Source organism: Jannaschia maritima, assembly GCF_030973515.1.
GTDB lineage: Bacteria > Pseudomonadota > Alphaproteobacteria > Rhodobacterales > Rhodobacteraceae > Jannaschia > Jannaschia maritima.
The window spans coordinates 118956-135993 of the sequence record NZ_JARGZA010000005.1 but is presented as its reverse complement, the minus strand read 5'-3'; the positions used below and the strand labels follow the sequence as shown (position 1 = coordinate 135993).

At 68.0% G+C, this 17038-nt stretch carries 22 protein-coding genes and 2 pseudogenes; 15 read left to right on the top strand and 9 right to left on the bottom strand.

The genetic code is table 11. From position 1 onward, the window contains the following. Positions 1-213 precede the first annotated feature (213 nt). The 3 genes from P0084_RS06295 to P0084_RS06285 form a co-directional block, all read right to left on the bottom strand. Positions 214-570, bottom strand: a complete 357-nt coding sequence (locus tag P0084_RS06295; protein WP_308915972.1) for a hypothetical protein — start codon at positions 568-570, stop codon at positions 214-216. 83 nt (positions 571-653) lie between these two features. Next, positions 654-1988, bottom strand: coding sequence for a DEAD/DEAH box helicase (locus tag P0084_RS06290; protein ID WP_308915971.1), 1335 nt, complete (start codon positions 1986-1988; stop codon positions 654-656). 261 nt (positions 1989-2249) lie between these two features. Further along, positions 2250-2483 carry a hypothetical protein gene (locus tag P0084_RS06285; protein ID WP_308915970.1) on the bottom strand — a complete coding sequence of 78 codons (234 nt, stop codon included), beginning with the start codon at positions 2481-2483 and terminating at the stop codon, positions 2250-2252. 165 nt (positions 2484-2648) lie between these two features. Here P0084_RS06285 and lepA point away from each other — a divergent pair, with 165 nt between their 5' ends. From lepA to P0084_RS06255, 6 genes and pseudogenes are all read left to right on the top strand, one after another. After that, positions 2649-4448, top strand: a complete 1800-nt coding sequence (gene lepA / locus P0084_RS06280) for a translation elongation factor 4 (RefSeq protein WP_308915969.1) — start codon at positions 2649-2651, stop codon at positions 4446-4448. Positions 4449-4452: 4 nt separating this feature from the next. Beyond that, the gene (locus tag P0084_RS06275) at positions 4453-4695 is read left to right on the top strand and encodes a DUF4160 domain-containing protein (protein WP_308915968.1); all 243 of its coding nucleotides are present in this window, start codon (positions 4453-4455) and stop codon (positions 4693-4695) included. Then, the gene (locus tag P0084_RS06270) at positions 4679-4930 is read left to right on the top strand and encodes a DUF2442 domain-containing protein (protein ID WP_308915967.1); all 252 of its coding nucleotides are present in this window, start codon (positions 4679-4681) and stop codon (positions 4928-4930) included. Before P0084_RS06275 ends, P0084_RS06270 begins: the two co-directional genes overlap by 17 nt. Positions 4931-4952: 22 nt before the next feature. Beyond that, positions 4953-5081, top strand: a pseudogene (locus P0084_RS06265) (hypothetical protein); the annotation flags it as partial. A gap of 1 nt (position 5082) precedes the next feature. Beyond that, positions 5083-6285, top strand: coding sequence for an ATP-binding protein (locus P0084_RS06260; protein WP_308915965.1), 1203 nt, complete (start codon positions 5083-5085; stop codon positions 6283-6285). 5 nt (positions 6286-6290) lie between these two features. Beyond that, positions 6291-6704, top strand: coding sequence for a hypothetical protein (locus tag P0084_RS06255; RefSeq protein WP_308915964.1), 414 nt, complete (start codon positions 6291-6293; stop codon positions 6702-6704). A gap of 690 nt (positions 6705-7394) precedes the next feature. Here P0084_RS06255 and P0084_RS06250 read toward each other — a convergent pair. Both P0084_RS06250 and P0084_RS18570 read right to left on the bottom strand, forming a co-directional pair. Continuing rightward, on the bottom strand, positions 7395-7583 hold the full coding sequence (locus P0084_RS06250) for a hypothetical protein (RefSeq protein ID WP_308915963.1): 189 nt from the start codon (positions 7581-7583) through the stop codon (positions 7395-7397). Between the two features lie 82 nt (positions 7584-7665). Then, positions 7666-7872 (bottom strand): annotated as a pseudogene (locus tag P0084_RS18570) (transposase); the annotation flags it as partial. Between the two features lie 171 nt (positions 7873-8043). On the opposite strand from P0084_RS18570, the gene P0084_RS06245 reads away from it, so the two are divergent. The 3 genes from P0084_RS06245 (at position 8044) to P0084_RS06235 (ending at position 9440) form a co-directional block, all read left to right on the top strand. Continuing rightward, on the top strand, positions 8044-8448 hold the full coding sequence (locus P0084_RS06245) for a hypothetical protein (protein WP_308915962.1): 405 nt from the start codon (positions 8044-8046) through the stop codon (positions 8446-8448). A 95-nt stretch (positions 8449-8543) separates the two neighbouring features. Next, positions 8544-9032, top strand: a complete 489-nt coding sequence (locus tag P0084_RS06240; RefSeq protein WP_308915961.1) for a pyridoxamine 5'-phosphate oxidase family protein — start codon at positions 8544-8546, stop codon at positions 9030-9032. 150 nt (positions 9033-9182) lie between these two features. Further along, positions 9183-9440, top strand: a complete 258-nt coding sequence (locus tag P0084_RS06235; RefSeq protein WP_308915960.1) for a bacteriocin — start codon at positions 9183-9185, stop codon at positions 9438-9440. A gap of 85 nt (positions 9441-9525) precedes the next feature. On the opposite strand, the gene P0084_RS06230 is transcribed toward P0084_RS06235, so the two are convergent. Both P0084_RS06230 and P0084_RS06225 read right to left on the bottom strand, forming a co-directional pair. After that, positions 9526-9963: a VOC family protein gene (locus P0084_RS06230; RefSeq protein ID WP_308915959.1), complete on the bottom strand. Its 438-nt coding sequence runs from the start codon at positions 9961-9963 to the stop codon at positions 9526-9528. 238 nt (positions 9964-10201) lie between these two features. After that, the gene (locus P0084_RS06225; protein ID WP_308915958.1) at positions 10202-10339 is read right to left on the bottom strand and encodes a hypothetical protein; all 138 of its coding nucleotides are present in this window, start codon (positions 10337-10339) and stop codon (positions 10202-10204) included. A 140-nt stretch (positions 10340-10479) separates the two neighbouring features. Here P0084_RS06225 and P0084_RS06220 point away from each other — a divergent pair, with 140 nt between their 5' ends. The 3 genes from P0084_RS06220 to P0084_RS06210 all read left to right on the top strand — a co-directional run bounded on the left by P0084_RS06220 (position 10480) and on the right by P0084_RS06210 (position 14013). Further along, positions 10480-10998, top strand: coding sequence for a cytochrome b (locus tag P0084_RS06220; protein ID WP_308915957.1), 519 nt, complete (start codon positions 10480-10482; stop codon positions 10996-10998). A gap of 55 nt (positions 10999-11053) precedes the next feature. After that, complete coding sequence (locus P0084_RS06215) at positions 11054-13069, top strand: M3 family metallopeptidase (protein ID WP_308915956.1); 2016 nt, start codon at positions 11054-11056, stop codon at positions 13067-13069. Between the two features lie 107 nt (positions 13070-13176). Then, positions 13177-14013 (top strand): inositol monophosphatase family protein, encoded by an 837-nt coding sequence (locus P0084_RS06210; RefSeq protein ID WP_308915955.1) that lies wholly within the window; start codon positions 13177-13179, stop codon positions 14011-14013. On the opposite strand, the gene P0084_RS06205 is transcribed toward P0084_RS06210, so the two are convergent. Next, complete coding sequence (locus P0084_RS06205; RefSeq protein WP_308915954.1) at positions 14004-14393, bottom strand: VOC family protein; 390 nt, start codon at positions 14391-14393, stop codon at positions 14004-14006. The genes P0084_RS06210 and P0084_RS06205 overlap by 10 nt on opposite strands. 71 nt (positions 14394-14464) lie before the next feature. Here P0084_RS06205 and soxR point away from each other — a divergent pair, with 71 nt between their 5' ends. After that, positions 14465-14905 carry a redox-sensitive transcriptional activator SoxR gene (gene soxR / locus P0084_RS06200; RefSeq protein ID WP_308915953.1) on the top strand — a complete coding sequence of 147 codons (441 nt, stop codon included), beginning with the start codon at positions 14465-14467 and terminating at the stop codon, positions 14903-14905. On the opposite strand, the gene P0084_RS06195 is transcribed toward soxR, so the two are convergent. Next, entirely contained in the window at positions 14902-15399 is a 498-nt protein-coding gene (locus P0084_RS06195) for an SH3 domain-containing protein (RefSeq protein ID WP_308915952.1), read from the bottom strand. The two genes, soxR and P0084_RS06195, sit on opposite strands and share 4 nt — an antisense overlap. Positions 15400-15477: 78 nt before the next feature. On the opposite strand from P0084_RS06195, the gene P0084_RS06190 reads away from it, so the two are divergent. Together P0084_RS06190 and P0084_RS06185 are read left to right on the top strand one after the other, a co-directional pair. Then, positions 15478-16467 (top strand): 2-hydroxyacid dehydrogenase, encoded by a 990-nt coding sequence (locus tag P0084_RS06190; protein ID WP_308915951.1) that lies wholly within the window; start codon positions 15478-15480, stop codon positions 16465-16467. A gap of 90 nt (positions 16468-16557) precedes the next feature. Next, positions 16558-16926: an HIT domain-containing protein gene (locus P0084_RS06185; RefSeq protein WP_308915950.1), complete on the top strand. Its 369-nt coding sequence runs from the start codon at positions 16558-16560 to the stop codon at positions 16924-16926. Positions 16927-17038 lie beyond the last annotated feature (112 nt).

Here is a 17038-nt window from a genome sequence, read left to right as displayed (position 1 = left end):
AGCTTCCGTCCGCGGATCTGGCAGACGATCTGCAGCGCGAAGATGAGGTACAGCATCGTGATCAGTGCCACCACGATGGGATCCGCATGGTGCATCATCGGTCGATCCTTCGATTGCGATGCGCGGGGCATGCGAAGGAGCGGCCGACGCCGTCAAGCGTGGCGGGTCTTTCGGGGGGGCAGCGTACGCTAACCGGAAGTCAACCGCCCCGCCCTACGCGCGGCAGGACCGCTCCGCCAGTTCCACGAAGCCCTTGTAGCGCTGCCAGAACGCCTCGTCCCGGCCGCGGTCGGACTGGCGGACGACCTGCGCCTCGTGCGGGTCGCGGAAGAAGCCCGCCGCACGGGTCTGGTCGCCCCTCGACAACCCGATGTTCGCGGCCTGCTGGATGCAGCCGCACAGGGCCGGACCGCTGGCGCGCCGGTCGGACCGCAGGCACGCATCCGCGACCGGGCCCCGGGTGGACGCGCCAGTCAGGCCCGGCGCCACGCCCGCGGGCGGACCGCCGCCGCCACAGCCCGACAGGACGGCGACGAGCGCGCCGGCCAGGATCGTCTTCGTCGGGATCATACTGCCACGCCCCCATCCGATGTTTTCTGGGACGATGGCAAAAGCGGTTCCCGGCGGCAAGCGCCAAGGGGCCGCACCGCGCGTCAGGACGCGCTGCGCCGGGGCCGCCTGCGCTTGTTCGCGGGCTTGGCACCGCCGCCGGGACGCGCCTGGGCGGGCTTGGCCTGCGCCGCGCCGCCGCGCTGTCCCGCCGGTCCGCCCCGCCGGTCCCCACCGCCGCCACCGCCGCCGCCCCGGCGCCGGTTGTTCCCGCCGCCGCGTCCGGACTTCTTCGCCTCGCCCGGAACGGGGTCCCACCGACGGCCGGAGGCCACGGGGATCTCGGCCTTCAGGATCTTCTCGATGTCCTTCAGCTCGCCCATCTCGTCGGGCGCGGCCAGCGCCACGGCGGCCCCGTCGCGTCCCGCCCGCGCCGTGCGGCCGATCCGGTGGACATAGGTTTCGGGCACGTTGGGCAACTCGTAGTTGTAGACGTGCTTGACCACGGGAATATCCAACCCCCGTGCCGCCACGTCGGTCGCCACCATCACGGCGGCGTCGCCCTTCGTGAACGCGTCCAGCGCGCGGGTGCGCTGCCCCTGGCTGCGGTTGCCGTGGACCGCGACGGCGTCGATGCCCGCACCCGTCAGGAACTTCGCCAAGCGGTCGGACCCGTGCTTCGTGCGCGCGAAGACCAGCGCGGCCTCGCCCGGATGGGCGTTCAGCAGCTCGACCAGCAGGGCGTTCTTCTCGGCCTTGGCGACGAAGTGGATCGACTGCGTGACCTTGTCGGCGGTCTGGCCCGACTTGGCGACCTGCACGCGAATGGGGTTCGTCAGATAGCTGGCGGCCAGCGCCTCCATGTCCTTGGGCATCGTGGCCGAGAACAGCAGCGTCTGACGCTCGCGCGGCAGCTTGGGCTCGATCTGGCGCAGGGCGTGGATGAAGCCCATGTCCAGCATCTGGTCGGCCTCGTCCAGGACCAGGAAGTGCGAGCGGTCCAGCCGCACCGCGCCACGGTCCATCAGGTCGATCAGACGGCCCGGCGTGGCGACCAGCAGGTCCACGCCCCGTTCCATCCGCTTGATCTGCGGCACGATGCCCACGCCGCCCATGACGCGGGCGACCTTCAAGTGGCTGCCCTGCGTGAACCCCGACAGGGATTCCGCGATCTGGTTCACCAGCTCGCGCGTGGGCGCCAGGATCAGCGCGCGCGCCGTCTTGGGCGCGGGGCGGGCGTCGTCGGCCAGCAGGTGCTGCACCAGCGGCAGGCCGAAGGCGGCGGTCTTGCCCGTGCCCGTCTGGGCCAGGCCCATGACGTCGGCGCCGTCCAGCGCGGGCGGGATGGCCTGCTTCTGGATGGGGGTGGGATCGGTGATCCCCATCGTGCGCAACGCGTCGATGAGGCGGGGCTTCAGCCCCAGCATGTCGAAGTCCATGATGGTCGTATCCTTGGGGGCGTGCCCGGACGGCACGCGGTGGGGACGGGGCCGGACGGCCCGCGCATCCCTGGCGTGATCCTGGGGAAAGCGTCCCGCCGATCGTGGGGACCGACCCGGACGGTCGATCGGCTCACGCGGCCCGAAGGGCGGGGAGTGCCGGACATGGACATCCCGGCCCCCTCTGTCAACCCGCTACCGATCCGCACGCGAAAGGGGCGGCCCGGCGGACCGCCCCCCATTCGCGTCGTGTGGGACCGCTCAGTTCGAGCAGTCGATGTCGCCGTCTTCCAGGTCTTCCTCGCGCGTCATGCCGTTCGCGCAGGTGCTGTTCTGGTTGGCGACCCGGTTCTGGTCCAGCACGCGGCCGTCCTTCGTGAAGATGGGCGCCGGCGCCGGGTCGACCACGACGAAGTCGTCGTCGTTCGAGCCACAGGCCACGAGGACCATGGCGGTGGCGGCCAGGGCGGTCAGGCGAAGGGGGGTGCGGTACATGCGGAAGCTCCGGTGTCGTGTGTATCGTGACGGTTCAACGGCACGTGATCGCATCTTGTTCCCGGAAAATCGCGCCCAATGCGCCCGCCCGCGTCACCACGGCCCCTTTCGGCCGAACCGGGCAGGGGATATCTGCCCCCGACCAACGCCAAAGGGCCGTTCCCGATGACCGACCTCTCCCGCATCCGCAACTTCTCGATCGTGGCGCATATCGACCACGGCAAGTCCACGCTGGCCGACCGGTTGATCCAGGAAACCAACACCGTCGCCACGCGGGACATGAAGGAGCAGATGCTCGACGCCATGGACATCGAGCGGGAGCGCGGGATCACCATCAAGGCCAACACCGTGCGCATCGACTGGACCGCGGCCGACGGTCACGACTATGTCCTCAACCTGATCGACACGCCGGGCCATGTCGACTTCGCCTACGAGGTGTCGCGCTCCATGCGCGCCGTCGAAGGCTCGCTCCTGGTCGTGGACAGCACCCAGGGGGTCGAGGCGCAGACCCTGGCCAACGTCTATCAGGCCATCGATGCGGACCACGAGATCGTGCCCGTCCTCAACAAGATCGACCTGCCGGCCTCCGAACCCGACCGCGTGGCCGAGCAGATCGAGGACGTGATCGGCCTCGACGCGTCCGGCGCGCTCCTGGTCAGCGCCAAGACCGGCCAGGGCATCAAGGAAACGCTGCAGGCCATCGTCGACCACCTGCCCCCGCCCAAGGGCGACCGCGACGCGCCCCTGAAGGCCATGCTGGTGGACAGCTGGTACGACAGCTATCTGGGCGTGATCGTCCTGGTGCGCATCATCGACGGCGTCCTGCGCAAGGGCGACCGCGTGCGCATGATGCAGTCGGGCAGCCTGCACCACGTCGACCGCATCGGCGTGTTCCGCCCCGCCATGACCCAGGCCGAGGAGCTGGGCCCGGGCGAGATCGGGTTTCTGACGGCCAGCATCAAGCAGGTCCGCGACACCCGCGTGGGCGACACCATCACCCACGAGAAGGGGGGCGCCGACAAGCCCCTGCCGGGCTTCAAGCCGTCCCAGCCGGTCGTGTTCTGCGGCCTGTTCCCCGTCGATTCCGCCGAGTTCGAGGATCTGCGCGACGCGATCGAGAAGCTGGCCCTGAACGACGCCAGCTTCAGCCACGAGGTCGAATCGTCCGCCGCCCTGGGCTTCGGCTTCCGCTGCGGCTTCCTGGGTCTGCTGCACCTGGAGGTCATCCGGGACAGGATCGAGCGTGAATACGACATCGATCTGATCACCACGGCACCCAGCGTCGTCTATCACGTCCACATGCGCGACGGCGAGGTGCGCGAGCTGCACAACCCCGCCGACATGCCCGACCTGACCCATGTCGACCACATCGAGGAGCCGCGCATCAAGGCCACGATCCTGGTGCCCGACGACTATCTCGGCGACGTCTTGAAGCTGTGCCAGGACCGCCGCGGCATCCAGATGGACCTGACCTATGCCGGCCCCCGCGCGATGGTCGTCTACGACCTGCCGTTGAACGAGGTGGTGTTCGACTTCTACGACCGGCTCAAGAGCGTGACCAAGGGCTATGCCTCCTTCGACTATCAGATGACCGGGTACCGGGAGGATTCGCTTCAGAAGATGCAGATCCTCGTCAACGAGGAGCCCGTCGACGCCCTGTCGGTCATGGTCCACCGCGACCGGGCGGAGGCCCGCGGCCGCGCCATGGTGGAAAAGCTCAAGGAGCTGATCCCCCGCCACATGTTCAAGATCCCCATCCAGGCCGCCGTCGGCGGCCGCGTCGTCGCGCGTGAGACCCTGTCCGCCATGCGCAAGGACGTGACGGCCAAGTGCTATGGCGGCGACATGACCCGCAAGAAGAAGCTGTTGGAGAAGCAGAAGGCCGGCAAGAAGAAGATGCGGCAGTTCGGGAAGGTGGAGATACCGCAGAGTGCGTTCATCTCGGCGTTGAAGATGGATTCCTGACGGTATGCCGACCGTCCTCCGCCGGGACGGGTTTCGGTTCTTCTTCTACTCGAACGAGGGCGACCCGCGGGAGCCACTTCATATCCACGTGAAGCGTGGATCCGCAGAAGCGAAGTTCTGGATCGGCCCGCCGGTCGAACATGCACGCTCCGACGGGTTTGATGCCCGGACCTTGCGACGCCTGGCCGAGATGGTGTCAGATGAAGCGGACCGGATCACGGAGGTATGGCATGACCATTTCGGCTGAACGCGTGACGTTCGACGACGATGCCATGTGGGTGGCCCTGTCGGACGGGCGGACCATCGGCGTCCCGCTGGTCTGGTTCCCCCGCATCCTGGGCGCCACGCCGGAGGAACGGCTTGCCGTTGAGATCGGCCCGTTCGGCCTGCACTGGGAGGAATTGGATGAGGATATCTCCGTCGAGGGGCTGCTGGCGGGTCGCGGGGACGCCACGAGGCCGACGAAGGTCGCGGCGGAGTAGGTTCCGTCGGGCGACCGAGAACGGCGGGGACATGACGCGGAAGAAGAAGCTGTTGGAGAAGCAGAAGGCCGGCAAGAAGAAGATGCGGCAGTTCGGGAAGGTGGAGATCCCGCAGTCGGCGTTTATTTCCGCGCTCAAGATGGACGGGTGAGATGATTGAGCCAATCGATGACACACACGAAGAACTGGAAGTACATAATTTTCTCTCAATTAAGAAAGCAACACTGCAACTTGCGAACATAACTGCTATAATCGGCCCCCAAGCGTCAGGAAAGTCGGTTGTTGCAAAGCTCTTTTACTTTGGAAGAACATATCTTTCCTCGTACTTTAATATGGTATACGTCGACGAGTACGATACTCGCACCTTCAAGCGCCGGCAGGTCGAAGAATTCCTATCGATATTTGGAGGTCTCGATGACGTCTCAGCTCCCTTTAGTATTACTTATCGGATAGATGATCTAGTAATTTTTATTGAAAGGCGGAGTGAAGGTGGAAAACCCCGATTAAAGCATTCAAAGTCTCTTGATGGGGTTGGTCAAAGACTTCGGCGGGAGTTCATTCGGTATGGAAAACTTTCGGGGGATGAGGACAAGCGAAGGGTAACTTCTACTTACGAGTTCCGCCGAGCACACGAAGAAGTTCAAGATTTCTTTCGGTCTATACCTCAAGTACTCTTCGTTCCCGCCTCTCGGTCATTCTATTCCACTGTGAGTGAGGAGCTCTTTACTTTTCTTGCATCGGATGAACGTGTAGATCCGCTTACAGCTCAATTTGGTAGTTTTTATGAGTTTGCCAAGAGAAGGATCAGCGGAGAGTTTCACGGGATTCCTGACCGCAAGCGTACACTTAAGGTTAGAGAGACCATCGAGCCAGTAATCGATGGGAATTTCGTTCGCGTCAAGTCTCGCGATTATATCGAGACCCGCTGGGGACGAGTGCCGCTGCGATCTGCATCGTCAGGACAGCAGGAAGCTCTTCCACTTCTCTTGTCCTTACTGGAGTATCCAGTGAGGGCTAATCGAAACCAACTTCTCATCGTTGAGGAGCCAGAAGCCCACCTCTTTCCAGAAGCGCAAAAGTACATCCTCGATTTGATGGCTAGGGCCGCGCGAGAATCATCATGTGATCTTCTCTTCACCACTCATTCCCCTTACGTACTTGCGTGTCTTAACGTGCATATGGCGAAACTTGAGAATGAGCCAAGACCGCAGATCCGAGAGGTTTCAATCACTGCGTATTTATCTAAGGGGGGTAGCTTCGAGAACATTGTTGATGATGATAATATGATTGATACGAACGCCCTGGATGGAGTTTCTGAAGACATTGCGAATGAGTACCTAGAGGCGATCAGATAATGTGTGTGGAGAAGACCAGAGCGAAGATGATTGTCTTCGAAGAGAGAAATAGGAAAGCTATATTTACTAATGAGCGAAACAGATGGTATCAGAAAGGCCAAATTGATGGATGTTTAATCGATGATCATAGGGAGCGATGTGATGGGTATGTAAGTTCGAACCAACGTATCTGGCTTATCGAATTGAAGGGGGAGGGAGTTGAGAAAGCGTGCTCCCAGATCGCAGCCACATCAAAGAACCTGCCTGAACACATCGGCGAACGGGAAATAATAGCCGTCGTCGTGGCGACAAAGTGTCCAGCCGTTTCAGGCCAGCAGAAGCATTTAAGAAAATTGAAGAAGATGAGGGGAAGATTCAACAACAGGGTTATTCTACGGACGCGAAAGGCGATCATCAATTTAGATGCCGAGCAGGCGTAGGATGATCCCCCCGCCACACGCACCTCCGTCACCGCCAAGCCCCACCCACATTCCCGGCACCGACCTCACGGCCTGGCGAGATCGGCGATGTAGGCCGGTGGGATAGAACCCCATCCTACGGGCCCATCGCGGCGGGCGGGTCGTCGGCGGCACATGGCACCGCGTAGGGTGTGTGCTCGTCATGCACCGCCTCCGTTCCATACGTCACCGACATCCGCATCGGTGCGTGGGGACCACGCACCCTACGGATACATCCCCATCCGCTTCGCCCGGCGCACCGACGAATACGGCCGATCCTCCGGCCCGTCGCACGGCGATCCGTAGGGCGGGTGGAACCCACCGTTCCGGGACGCATCGAACGACGCGACATGGTGGGCCGCACCCACCCTACGGCAGCCCCGACACCTCCGGCCCGCTCCGCCGCACCGCCGAGCATGCCCGACCCACCGGCACGTCGCCCCGCGGCACCCCGGCCCCGGGCCGGGGTCGTTGCCCGCCACCGACGCGACCCGCCCGATCCCCTCGCACGGTCGGCGAACCTTGGGGTGGGTGACACCCACCACCCCCCGACATCGCGAACGATCCGACATGGTGGGTCGCACCCACCGGACGTTTTCGAAGACCGTAGGGCGGGGTTCACCCCGCCGCATCCCCGTCCACATCGACCCACGCGGCGGGGTGAGCCCCGCCCTACGACCCCAAATCCATCCCCGGCACGTACCGCCCGGCCGTCATGTCCCGATGCACGGACGAATGGGGCCGATCCTCCGGCACATCGCACAATCCGTGCTTCACCGGATTGATCCAGCAATACCGGACATGCGCGCGCAGGTCGGCCTCGTCCCGGATGTGGTGCTCCCAGAACCGCGGCTGCCACAATCCGACCTCCCCCTTGCGCCCTACGCATCGCCATCGAGAACCGAGCCTTGATCGCGCCCCACCGTACCGAATAGTCCACGTCCCCCGCCGGCAGGGTCCACACCGCGTGCAGATGGTCCGGCAACACGACCCACGCATCTATTCGGAAGGGCCGCTCCGCGCGTGTCTGGCGAACTGCATCCCGCAATCCATCGACATGCCGTACCAACGTATCGCGCCCCCGCTCCGCCAATGCGACGGTGAAGAAGATCGATGAACCCGGCACGTGGGGACGGCGGTAGTTAGGCATGGCCTCCCAAACCACGTCGATGCTTTACGCATCGTGTAGGGCGGGGTTCACCCCGCCGATCCGACGGTCGCACTACGGCGGGGTGAACCCCGCCCTACGACGGCCCCCACGCAACCGCCCCCACCCGTCCCACGTTCGCCCCATGACCCCTCCAACGCTCCGAAGACCCCCATGCCCCGCACCGAACCGCCCTTTCAGCAAGCCTACCGCAAGGTTCGCGCCGCCCTCGAAGCCGAGGAGGGCACCCTCTGGCGGGAGGTGCGGGGCGCGGTCCATTCCCAGTACGACGAGATCCCGTTCTGGATCCTTCTCTACGAGGACAGCGACCTCGGTACCTGCCACCGCCGCTTCGCCGCGATCGCGATCCCCTGGATGGACGTGGCCGCGCCGTTGGAGTTCACGGTCAGCTACACGATCCTGAAGGGGTGGTCCGACACGCAGCTGGACATGGCCGACGGCAACGCCGAGATCGTAGCCGCCGTCGGGAACCCCGCCTTCGGCGCGAGGTCGGAAACAGGGGGACGGCGCCGGACATCCGTCTTCACCGCCGCCGAATCCGGCCGCCGGCCCGCCTGACCCGGCGGCGGCCCGCCTTCGCCGGGCCACCCACGCAACCACCCCCACCCCCTTCGCGTTGCCCGCCCACACCCCCCAGCCGAAGGCCAGACCCCATGCCCAGCCCCGCCGAACTCGAAGCCGCCTTCTGGAAGGCGCTGCGCTCCGACATGACCGTGATGCTGGGCTGCGACGGGGCGCCGCCCCGGCCGATGGCGGCGGTCCCCGACGGCGACGCGGATGCGGGGCCTCTGTGGTTCTTCACCGCTCGCGACACCGATCTGGCCCAGGCGACGCAGGCGGGGCCGAAGCCCGGCCTGATGACCTTCGCGTCCAAGGGCCACGACGTCTGGGCCACGGTGGAGGGCACGCTCGTCCCCGACACCGACCGCGCCGTGGTCGACCGGCTGTGGAACCCCGACGTCGCCGCCTGGTACGAGGACGGCAAGGACGACCCCAGCCTGCGGCTCGTGCGGTTCGACGCCACCACCGCGCGGCTCTGGCGGGACGGATCCTCGCTGGTCGCGGGGATCGAGGCGATGCTGGGCGTCGACCCGAAGCGGGACTACCGCGACAAGACCGCCACCGTGCGGCTCGACGATTGACGGAACGGCGGGCGCCCGTCCGCCGACCACCCGCCCGCATCCCATGACGCGCCGGTGTCATCGGATATTGCGCGGGACCCTTTGCACCCAGCCCCCCGGCCCGCTAGCACGGTTCCCGAATCGTCCCACCCATAGACCCGGAGCCTCGCCATGCGCGCCCCCATCCTCGCCCTGCCCCTCGCCGCCGCCCTCGCCCTGTCCGCCTGTGTGCCGCAGACCGGGAACAACACCGCCGACGGCGCGCTGGTGGGTGCCGCGGGCGGGGCCGCGCTGGGCCAGGCGATCGGCCGCGACGGGGGCTCCACCCTGTCCGGCGCGCTGGCCGGGGCCGCGGTCGGCGCGGCCGTCGTGGGCGCGAACCGGGGGCGGGTCTGCCAGGACCGGTTCGGCAACCAGTACCGCTGCTGACCGCGCCCCTCCGCCCGGCCCGATCCACTTTCAAACCGAACGGTCGCGCGTCCCCCGGGGCGCGCGCATGTATCGGGGTCTTGTCCTACCCGGCGGACCCTCGGACCGGCCCGTTCAATTCCAGCAGGTTCCCTTCGGGGTCCTCCAGGTACACGTGGCGCAAACCGGGAATGGCGAACTCGCCCGTGACCGAATGGGGGATGCCCGCGTCCCGCAGGCGCGCGATCACGGCGTCGAGGTCGGGAACGCGGATGGCCACGTGGCCGCCCTTCGACGGGTTGAACAGCAGGTCGTTCTTTCGGGCGAAGTCGTCGTCCGGCGCGATCAGGTGCAACCCCGAATGCCCGTCCCGCCCGTCGCCCAGCAGCGCCAGCTTGTCGGGGTCGCCGGGCAGATAACCGCGGGTGGCGGGAAACGCCCAGGGCCGTTCCGCCAACCCCAGGACGGCGGTATAGAAGGCCGCCGCGCGGCGCACGTCGCGGGCCTGCAGGTTGACGTGATGGATCGACCAGTCGGTCAACATCCGCCCCGCACGGAGCGGCCATAGCCGTCAAGCGGTCCTTTCCCCCCGAGCCCCGGTGTGCCCCCGCGTATGTACGGGGGGTGCACAGGGGGTGTACGGGGGGTGTACGACAACAATTATCAGTCCAGGGCGTCGCTGACCGCGTCGCCCACGGCCTCGCTGTCGTCCACGAAGCCGCCCACCGTGCCGCAGGCGGACAGCCCGCCGAGCAGCGTCAGGATCAGGAAAAAGCGTGCCATCAGAACAGGTTCCCGCCTTCGTTCTCCGCCAACTCGTCGGCGGCGATGGCCCCGCCCGCGCCCAGGGCGGCGGCGGCGCAGCCGGACACGGCGAAGGGCAGGGCCAGCAGGGCGGCGATCTTAAGGAAACGGGTCATCGTGGTCTCTCCGGTTGGGGACGGTTCACACTGCGACAACCGGTCCCCCCGCCCCCCGGTTCCCCCCGGTCTCGGGGAACACGCGCCCGCCGGGCGGCGTTGCGACCCACGATACCCCTTTGCTCCCTGAGGTTCCCGCCATGGCCCAAGCCGCCCGCCCCGTCGGCGCCTATCACGTCCGCCATATCGCCATGCACTGGACGGTCGTCTTCCTGGTCCTGTTCCAGTATGCCACCGGCGGCCGGATGGAGCAGGCGTACCTGTATGGGGTGGAATACGGGGTCCTGCCCATGGACGGGGTCCTCTACGTCCACGGGATCATCGGCACCTGCATCCTCATCGCCATGCTGGTCCGCCTGTACCTGCGCTTGAAGCACGGCGCGCCGCCGCCCCCCGACAACGAACCCAAACCCATCCAGATCCTGTCGCGCGCCACGCATTTCGCGTTCTACGGGCTTCTGATCGCGATGCCGCTGTTCGGCATGGCCGCCCTGTGGGTCAAGGCCGGTTGGCTGGGGCAGGTCCACGGGATCGCGGCCTATGTCGTTCTGGGCCTGGCCGTGCTGCACGTGGCGGGCGCCATGTGGCACGCGATCAAGCGCGACGGCGTCGTCAGCCGCATGGGCGGCGGCACCACGGTGACGCGGACGACGACCTGACCCTGGCGACGCCCCCTCGGGCCCCCTACCTCCGGGGGAGCCCGAGGAGACGACCATGACCAACCCGCTGCTGTCCGACTGGACTGGCCCCCACGCCCTGCCGCCCTTCGACGCGATCGAGGACGCGCATTTCGCCCCCGCCTTCGACGCGGCGATGGACCGTGGCCGCGCCGCCATCCGCGCCATCTCGGGCGACGCGGAACCGCCGACCTTCGAGAATACGATCGACGCGCTGGAACTGGCGGATGCGGACCTGAACCGGGTCGCCGGCGTGTTCTACAACCTGACCGGCGCCGACGCGAACGACGCGCGCAACGCGCTGCAACGCGACATGGCGCCGAAGCTGTCCGCCTATTCCTCCGAGATCGTCAACGATGCCGCCCTGTTCGCGCGCATCGACGACCTGCACGACCGCCGCGACAGCCTGGACCTGACGCCCGAACAGGCCCGCGTGCTGCATCTGACGCATCGCAACTTCGTCCGTGCGGGCGCCGCCCTGAAGGGGGCCGAAGCGGAACGTCTGACCGAGATCAAGGCGCGTCTGGCCGTGCTGGGAACGCAGTTCACCCAGAACCTGCTGGCGGACGAGCGCGACTGGTACATGGACCTGACCGACGAACAGGTCGCGGCCCTGCCACCCAGCGCGGCCGACGCGCTGCGCCGGGCGGGGCGCGACCGCGACCGCCCCGGCGCCGTGGTGACGTTGAACCGCAGCCACATCACCCCGTTCCTGGCGAACCATCCCGACCGCGACCTGCGCCGCCGCGCGTTCGAGGCGTGGACGTCGCGGGGCGCGAACGGGGGCGAGACCGACAACCGTCGCCTGGCCGCCGAGATCCTGGCCCTGCGCGAGGAACGCGCCAAGCTCCTGGGCTACGACAGCTTCGCCGACTACAAGCTGGAAACCCAGATGGCCCGCACGCCGGGCGCCGTGCGCGACCTGCTGATGCAGGTCTGGCAGCCCGCCCGCCGTGCCGCGCTGGCCGACGGCGAGGCGCTGGCCGAACTGGCCCGCGCCGATGGCATCGTGGGACCGCTGGAACCTTGGGACTGGCGTTACTACAGCGAACGCCGCCGCCGGGATCTGCACGACTTGGACGAGGCGGCGGTCAAGCCCTACCTGCGCCTGGACCGCATGGTCGAAGCCGCCTTCGCCGTCGCCAACCGCCTGTTCGGGCTGGACTTCGCGCCACTCGACGTGCCGCTCTATCACGAGGACGTCCGCGCATGGGAGGTGACGCGCGACGGGCGGCACGTGGCGGTGTTCCTGGGCGACTACTTCGCGCGTTCGTCCAAGCGGTCGGGCGCATGGTGCAGCGCCATGCGGTCCCAGCAGAAGCTCGCGGGCGACATCCGCCCGATCGTCGTCAACGTCTGCAACTTCGCCAAGGGCGAGCCGGCGCTCCTGTCCTACGACGACGCGCGCACGCTCTTCCACGAGTTCGGCCACGCCCTGCACCAGATGCTGTCGGACGTGACCTATCCCCTGGTCAGCGGAACCAGCGTGGCGCGCGACTTCGTGGAACTGCCCTCCCAGCTCTATGAACACTGGCTGGACGTACCCGCCGTGCTGGCGGAGTTCGCCACGAACGCCGAGGGCGAGCCCATGCCCCAGGACCTTCTGGACCGCGTCCTGGGGGCCGCGACCTACGACATGGGGTTCCAGACGGTGGAATACGTGGCCTCCGCCCTGGTCGACCTGGCCTTCCACGACGGTCCGGCGCCCGCCGATCCCATGCAGAAGCAGGCCGAGGTGCTGGAAGCGATCGAGATGCCGCGCGCCATAGCCATGCGCCATGCCACGCCGCACTTCGCCCATGTCTTCGCGGGCGACGGGTATTCGGCGGGGTACTACAGCTACATGTGGTCCGAGGTCATGGACGCCGACGCCTTCGACGCGTTCGAGGAAGCGGGCGATCCCTTCGACCCCGACCTGGCGAAGAAGCTCGAAGCGGACATCCTGTCCCGGGGCGGATCGGAGCCGGCCGACGACCTCTACCTGCGCTTCCGGGGCCGCATGCCCGACGTGGGCCCGCTGTTGAAGGGCAGGGGGCTGGACGCCGCCGCCTGAACGACCGCGTTCCCGCCTGGCGCGGGGGGCCGCACCACGTCCCTGGGCCCCCCGTCGCGAGCATCGTCGCGCTTGACCCGTCCCCCGCTCCGGGTCATCCCGCCGCCATGCCCCTGACCCATGCCCAATCCAATGCGATGATCGCCGCCATCCGCGAGGTGGCCGCCGCCGTGATCCTGCCGCGCTTCCGGAACCTGCCGCCCGGCGCCATCGACGCGAAGTCGTCCTTCGACGACCTCGTGACCGTGGCCGACAAGGAAGCGGAAGCGGCGCTGACGGAGCGGTTCCACGCCATCCTGCCCGGCGACGCCGTGGTGGGCGAGGAATCGGTCGCCGCCGACGCGTCCATCCTGTCGCGGATCGGCGAAGGGCGCTGCACGATCATCGACCCGATCGACGGGACGTGGAACTTCGCGCACGGGATCGCGAATTACGGCGTCATCGTCGCGGTGGTGGAGGACGGGCGGACGGTCTGGGGCTGCCTCTACGATCCGGGCTTCGACGACTGGGTCCTGGCCGTCGCGGACGGCGGCACGACGTTCCACCGGAACGGCACCGCGCGCACGCTGTCGATGTCGCGGGACGCCACGCCCCGCGACCGCCTGCGCGGCAACATCGGCGAATACATGTATCCCCAGGTCTTGCGCGCCGGCTTGGCCGCGTTGACGCCGACGATCCGGCGGTCGGGCAGCTTGGGCGCGTCGCTGCACGAATACCGCCTGATGTGCCTGGGCGGGTCCGACTTCGTGCTGAACGCCTTCCTGCACCCCTGGGACCATGCGGCGGGCGTTCTGGCCATCCGCGAGGCCGGGGGCGTCGCCCGCCTCCTGGACGGGACCGAGTACGCCCCCACCATGACCGAGGGGCGCCTTCTGACCGCCCGCACCCCCGCCATCTGGGACGAACTCGCCCCCGACTTCGCCGCCGCGCTGAATCAGCCGTAGCTCACCAGCTCGAACTCGATCCCGTCGGGGCCGTCGAAGTAGAACCGCCGCCCGGGCTCGTACGCCGCGTGGCTGCCGGGCACGTAGCCCGCCGCCCGGACCTTCGCGTCCATCGCATCCAGGTCGTCCACGATCAGCGCCACGTGGTTCAGTCCCCGCGCGGTCGCATAGCTGTCCGGCGCCGCCGCCGTTCCGTCCTTCGGCGAATAGAGCGCGAGATACGTCCCGCCGTTGCTCGCCTCGCCCACGTGGACGGACCGGCCCGCCCCTTCCAGCACCGTGCCGGACCAGCGGACCCGCCAGCCGAACAGGTCGCACAGGGTCGCGGCGGTGGCGTCCGCGTTGGGGACGGTGACGTTCAGGTGTTCCAGGCGGGTCATCGCGATTCTCCTTGACGTTGACCCGGTCCTGATCCGACCTCGACCATGGTTCAGGTCAAGGGGGAAATCCGATGCTGCCGAAGGAGATCGCGATCGGGCAGGTCGCGCAGCGCACGGGAATGTCGATCAGTCAGATCCGCTTCTACGAGAAGAAGGGCCTGATCGCGCCGCCCCGCGACCGGGGCGGGCACCGGCGCTTTCCCCGCGCCGACCTGCGCCGCCTGTCGTTCATCCGCATCGCGCAGCGCCTGGGCCTGTCGCTGGGCCGCATCCGCGCGGCGTTGGGCCCACCCGGCGAGCGGCCCATGACACAGGCCGATTGGGACCGCGTGGCGACCGGCATGCGCGCCGAGTTGACCGATCGGATCGAGGTGCTGACGAAGCTTCGCGACAACCTCGCAGGCTGCATCGGCTGCGGTTGCCTGTCGATGGTCAACTGCCCACTCTACAACGACGGCGACGCGCTGGGCGCGGACGGCCCCGGCGCGCGGCTCGTCGAACGCGCGCCCTAGTCCGCGCGCACCTCGTCCACCGCCACGCCCCACAGGGCGGCGGTGGGGGCCCATCCCTTCGCGGCGTCCAGTTCCAGCGCGCACCATCCGTCCGCGCAGTCGCCCAGGCGCGCCACCACGCCGCGCGCCAGCCGGGCGGTCACGGGCGCCGCCGCGTCGGGCCGCCGCCGCAGGGCCAGCTCGTCCACGTCCACGAGCACCGCGCGCCGGCCCGACAGAAGCGAATGGTGCATCCATCCGCCCATGCCGTCGCGGTCCTCGACCCGCCGCCAATGGCCCCACTCGCCCGTGATCCGCAGCGGCATGCCGCGCCGCACGAACACCCAGTCGATCTTCTGGTCGCGCGCAGGCCCGCGCCGGGCATAGCCTTCCTGCGCCTTCATCGTGACGTAGCGCGGCAGCGGCAGGCCGGTCTGCGGCCCCCGCGCCTCCGCCCAGGCCATCGCGGGCAGCAGGAGGGCCAGCATCGCGCCGATGAACCTGCCGCCGATCATGTGCCCGAACCCCTACTTGTGCGCCCGCATCAACCTGTCATGGTCGTGCCCGGGCCGGAAGCGGGGGAAGGGTCGGGCATGACGAAGCAGCGGCTCAGTGTTGTCCTGACGCGACGCCTGCCCGACGCGGTCGAAACCCGGATGGCCGAGTTGTTCGACGCCCGTCTGCGCGACGACGACGCGCCGCTGTCGCGCGATGCCCTGGCCGATGCCATGCGCAGCGCCGACATCCTGGTGCCCACCCTGACCGACGTGATCGACGCGCCGCTGCTGGGGCAGGCGGGCGACCGGTTGAAGCTGATCGCCAATTACGGCGCGGGCGTGGACCACATCGACGTGGGCGCCGCGCGCCTATGCGGCGTCCTGGTGTCCAACACGCCGGGCGCCACCACGGACGACACCGCCGACATGACCCTGGCGCTGATGCTGGCCGTGCTGCGCCGGATGCCGGAGGGCATGGCCCTGATGCGCGACGAGGGGACCTGGGCCGGCTGGGCGCCGCAGGCCCTGCTGGGCCGCCGCCTGCGAGGCCTGCGCCTGGGCGTCCTGGGCATGGGCCGGATCGGGCAGGCCGTGGCCGCCCGCGCACGCGCCTTCGGCATGCAGATCCACTACCACAACCGCCGCCGCCTGCATCCGGGCCTGGAAGCGCCGTTGGAGGCGACGCACTGGGACAGCCTCGACCGCATGGTCGCGCGCGTGGACGTCCTGTCGATCAACTGCCCCCACACGCCCGCGACGTTCCACCTGATGAACGCCCGCCGCCTGCACCTGATGCAACCGCACGCCGTCGTGGTGAACACCTCGCGCGGCGAGGTCGTGGACGAGAACGCGCTGACGCGCATGCTGCGCGCGGGCGAGCTGGCGGGCGCGGGGCTCGACGTCTATGAGCGCGGGCGCGGCCTGAACCCCCGCCTGCGCGCCCTGCCCAACGTTGTGCTGACGCCCCACACCGCCTCCGCCACCCACGAGGCGCGGTTGGAGATGGGGGAGCGCGCGATCCTCAACATGCGCACCTTCGCCGACGGCCACCGCCCGCCCGACCTGGTGATCCCCCAGGGGCACTGACCGGCGGCGCGCGCCCCGGCCCTTGCCATCGCGGGCGGCAGGCGGGATCGTCGCCGCCATCCCCACCCGCCCGCCAAATCGGAACGCGCCATGACTCACCCCTACGACGACACGAACGTCTTCGCCCGCATCCTGCGCGGCGAGATCCCCAACGCCACCGTCCTGGAAACGGAGCACACGCTCGCCTTCGACGACATCACTCCCCAGGCCCCCGTCCACGTCCTGGTGATCCCCAAGGGCCCGTACGTCACCTACGACCACTTCTGCGCGCAAGCGTCGGAGGCCGAGATCGTGGACTTCGCCCGCGCCGTGGCGCGCATCTGCGACGAACGCGGCCTCGCGGCGGGCGAAGGGTTCCGCGCGATCGCGAACGCGGGCGGCCATGCCGGGCAGGAGGTGCCGCACTTCCACGTCCACCTGGTCGCGGGGCGGCCGCTGGGGCCCATGCTGGCGGGCTGACGGCACGGGGGACGCGGCCATGGCGCGATCGCGAGGGGCGTCAAGTGCGGACTACCCGACTTGACCGACCGTAAACCCCATGTATTGGTTAACCGGCGTTAACCAATCCGAC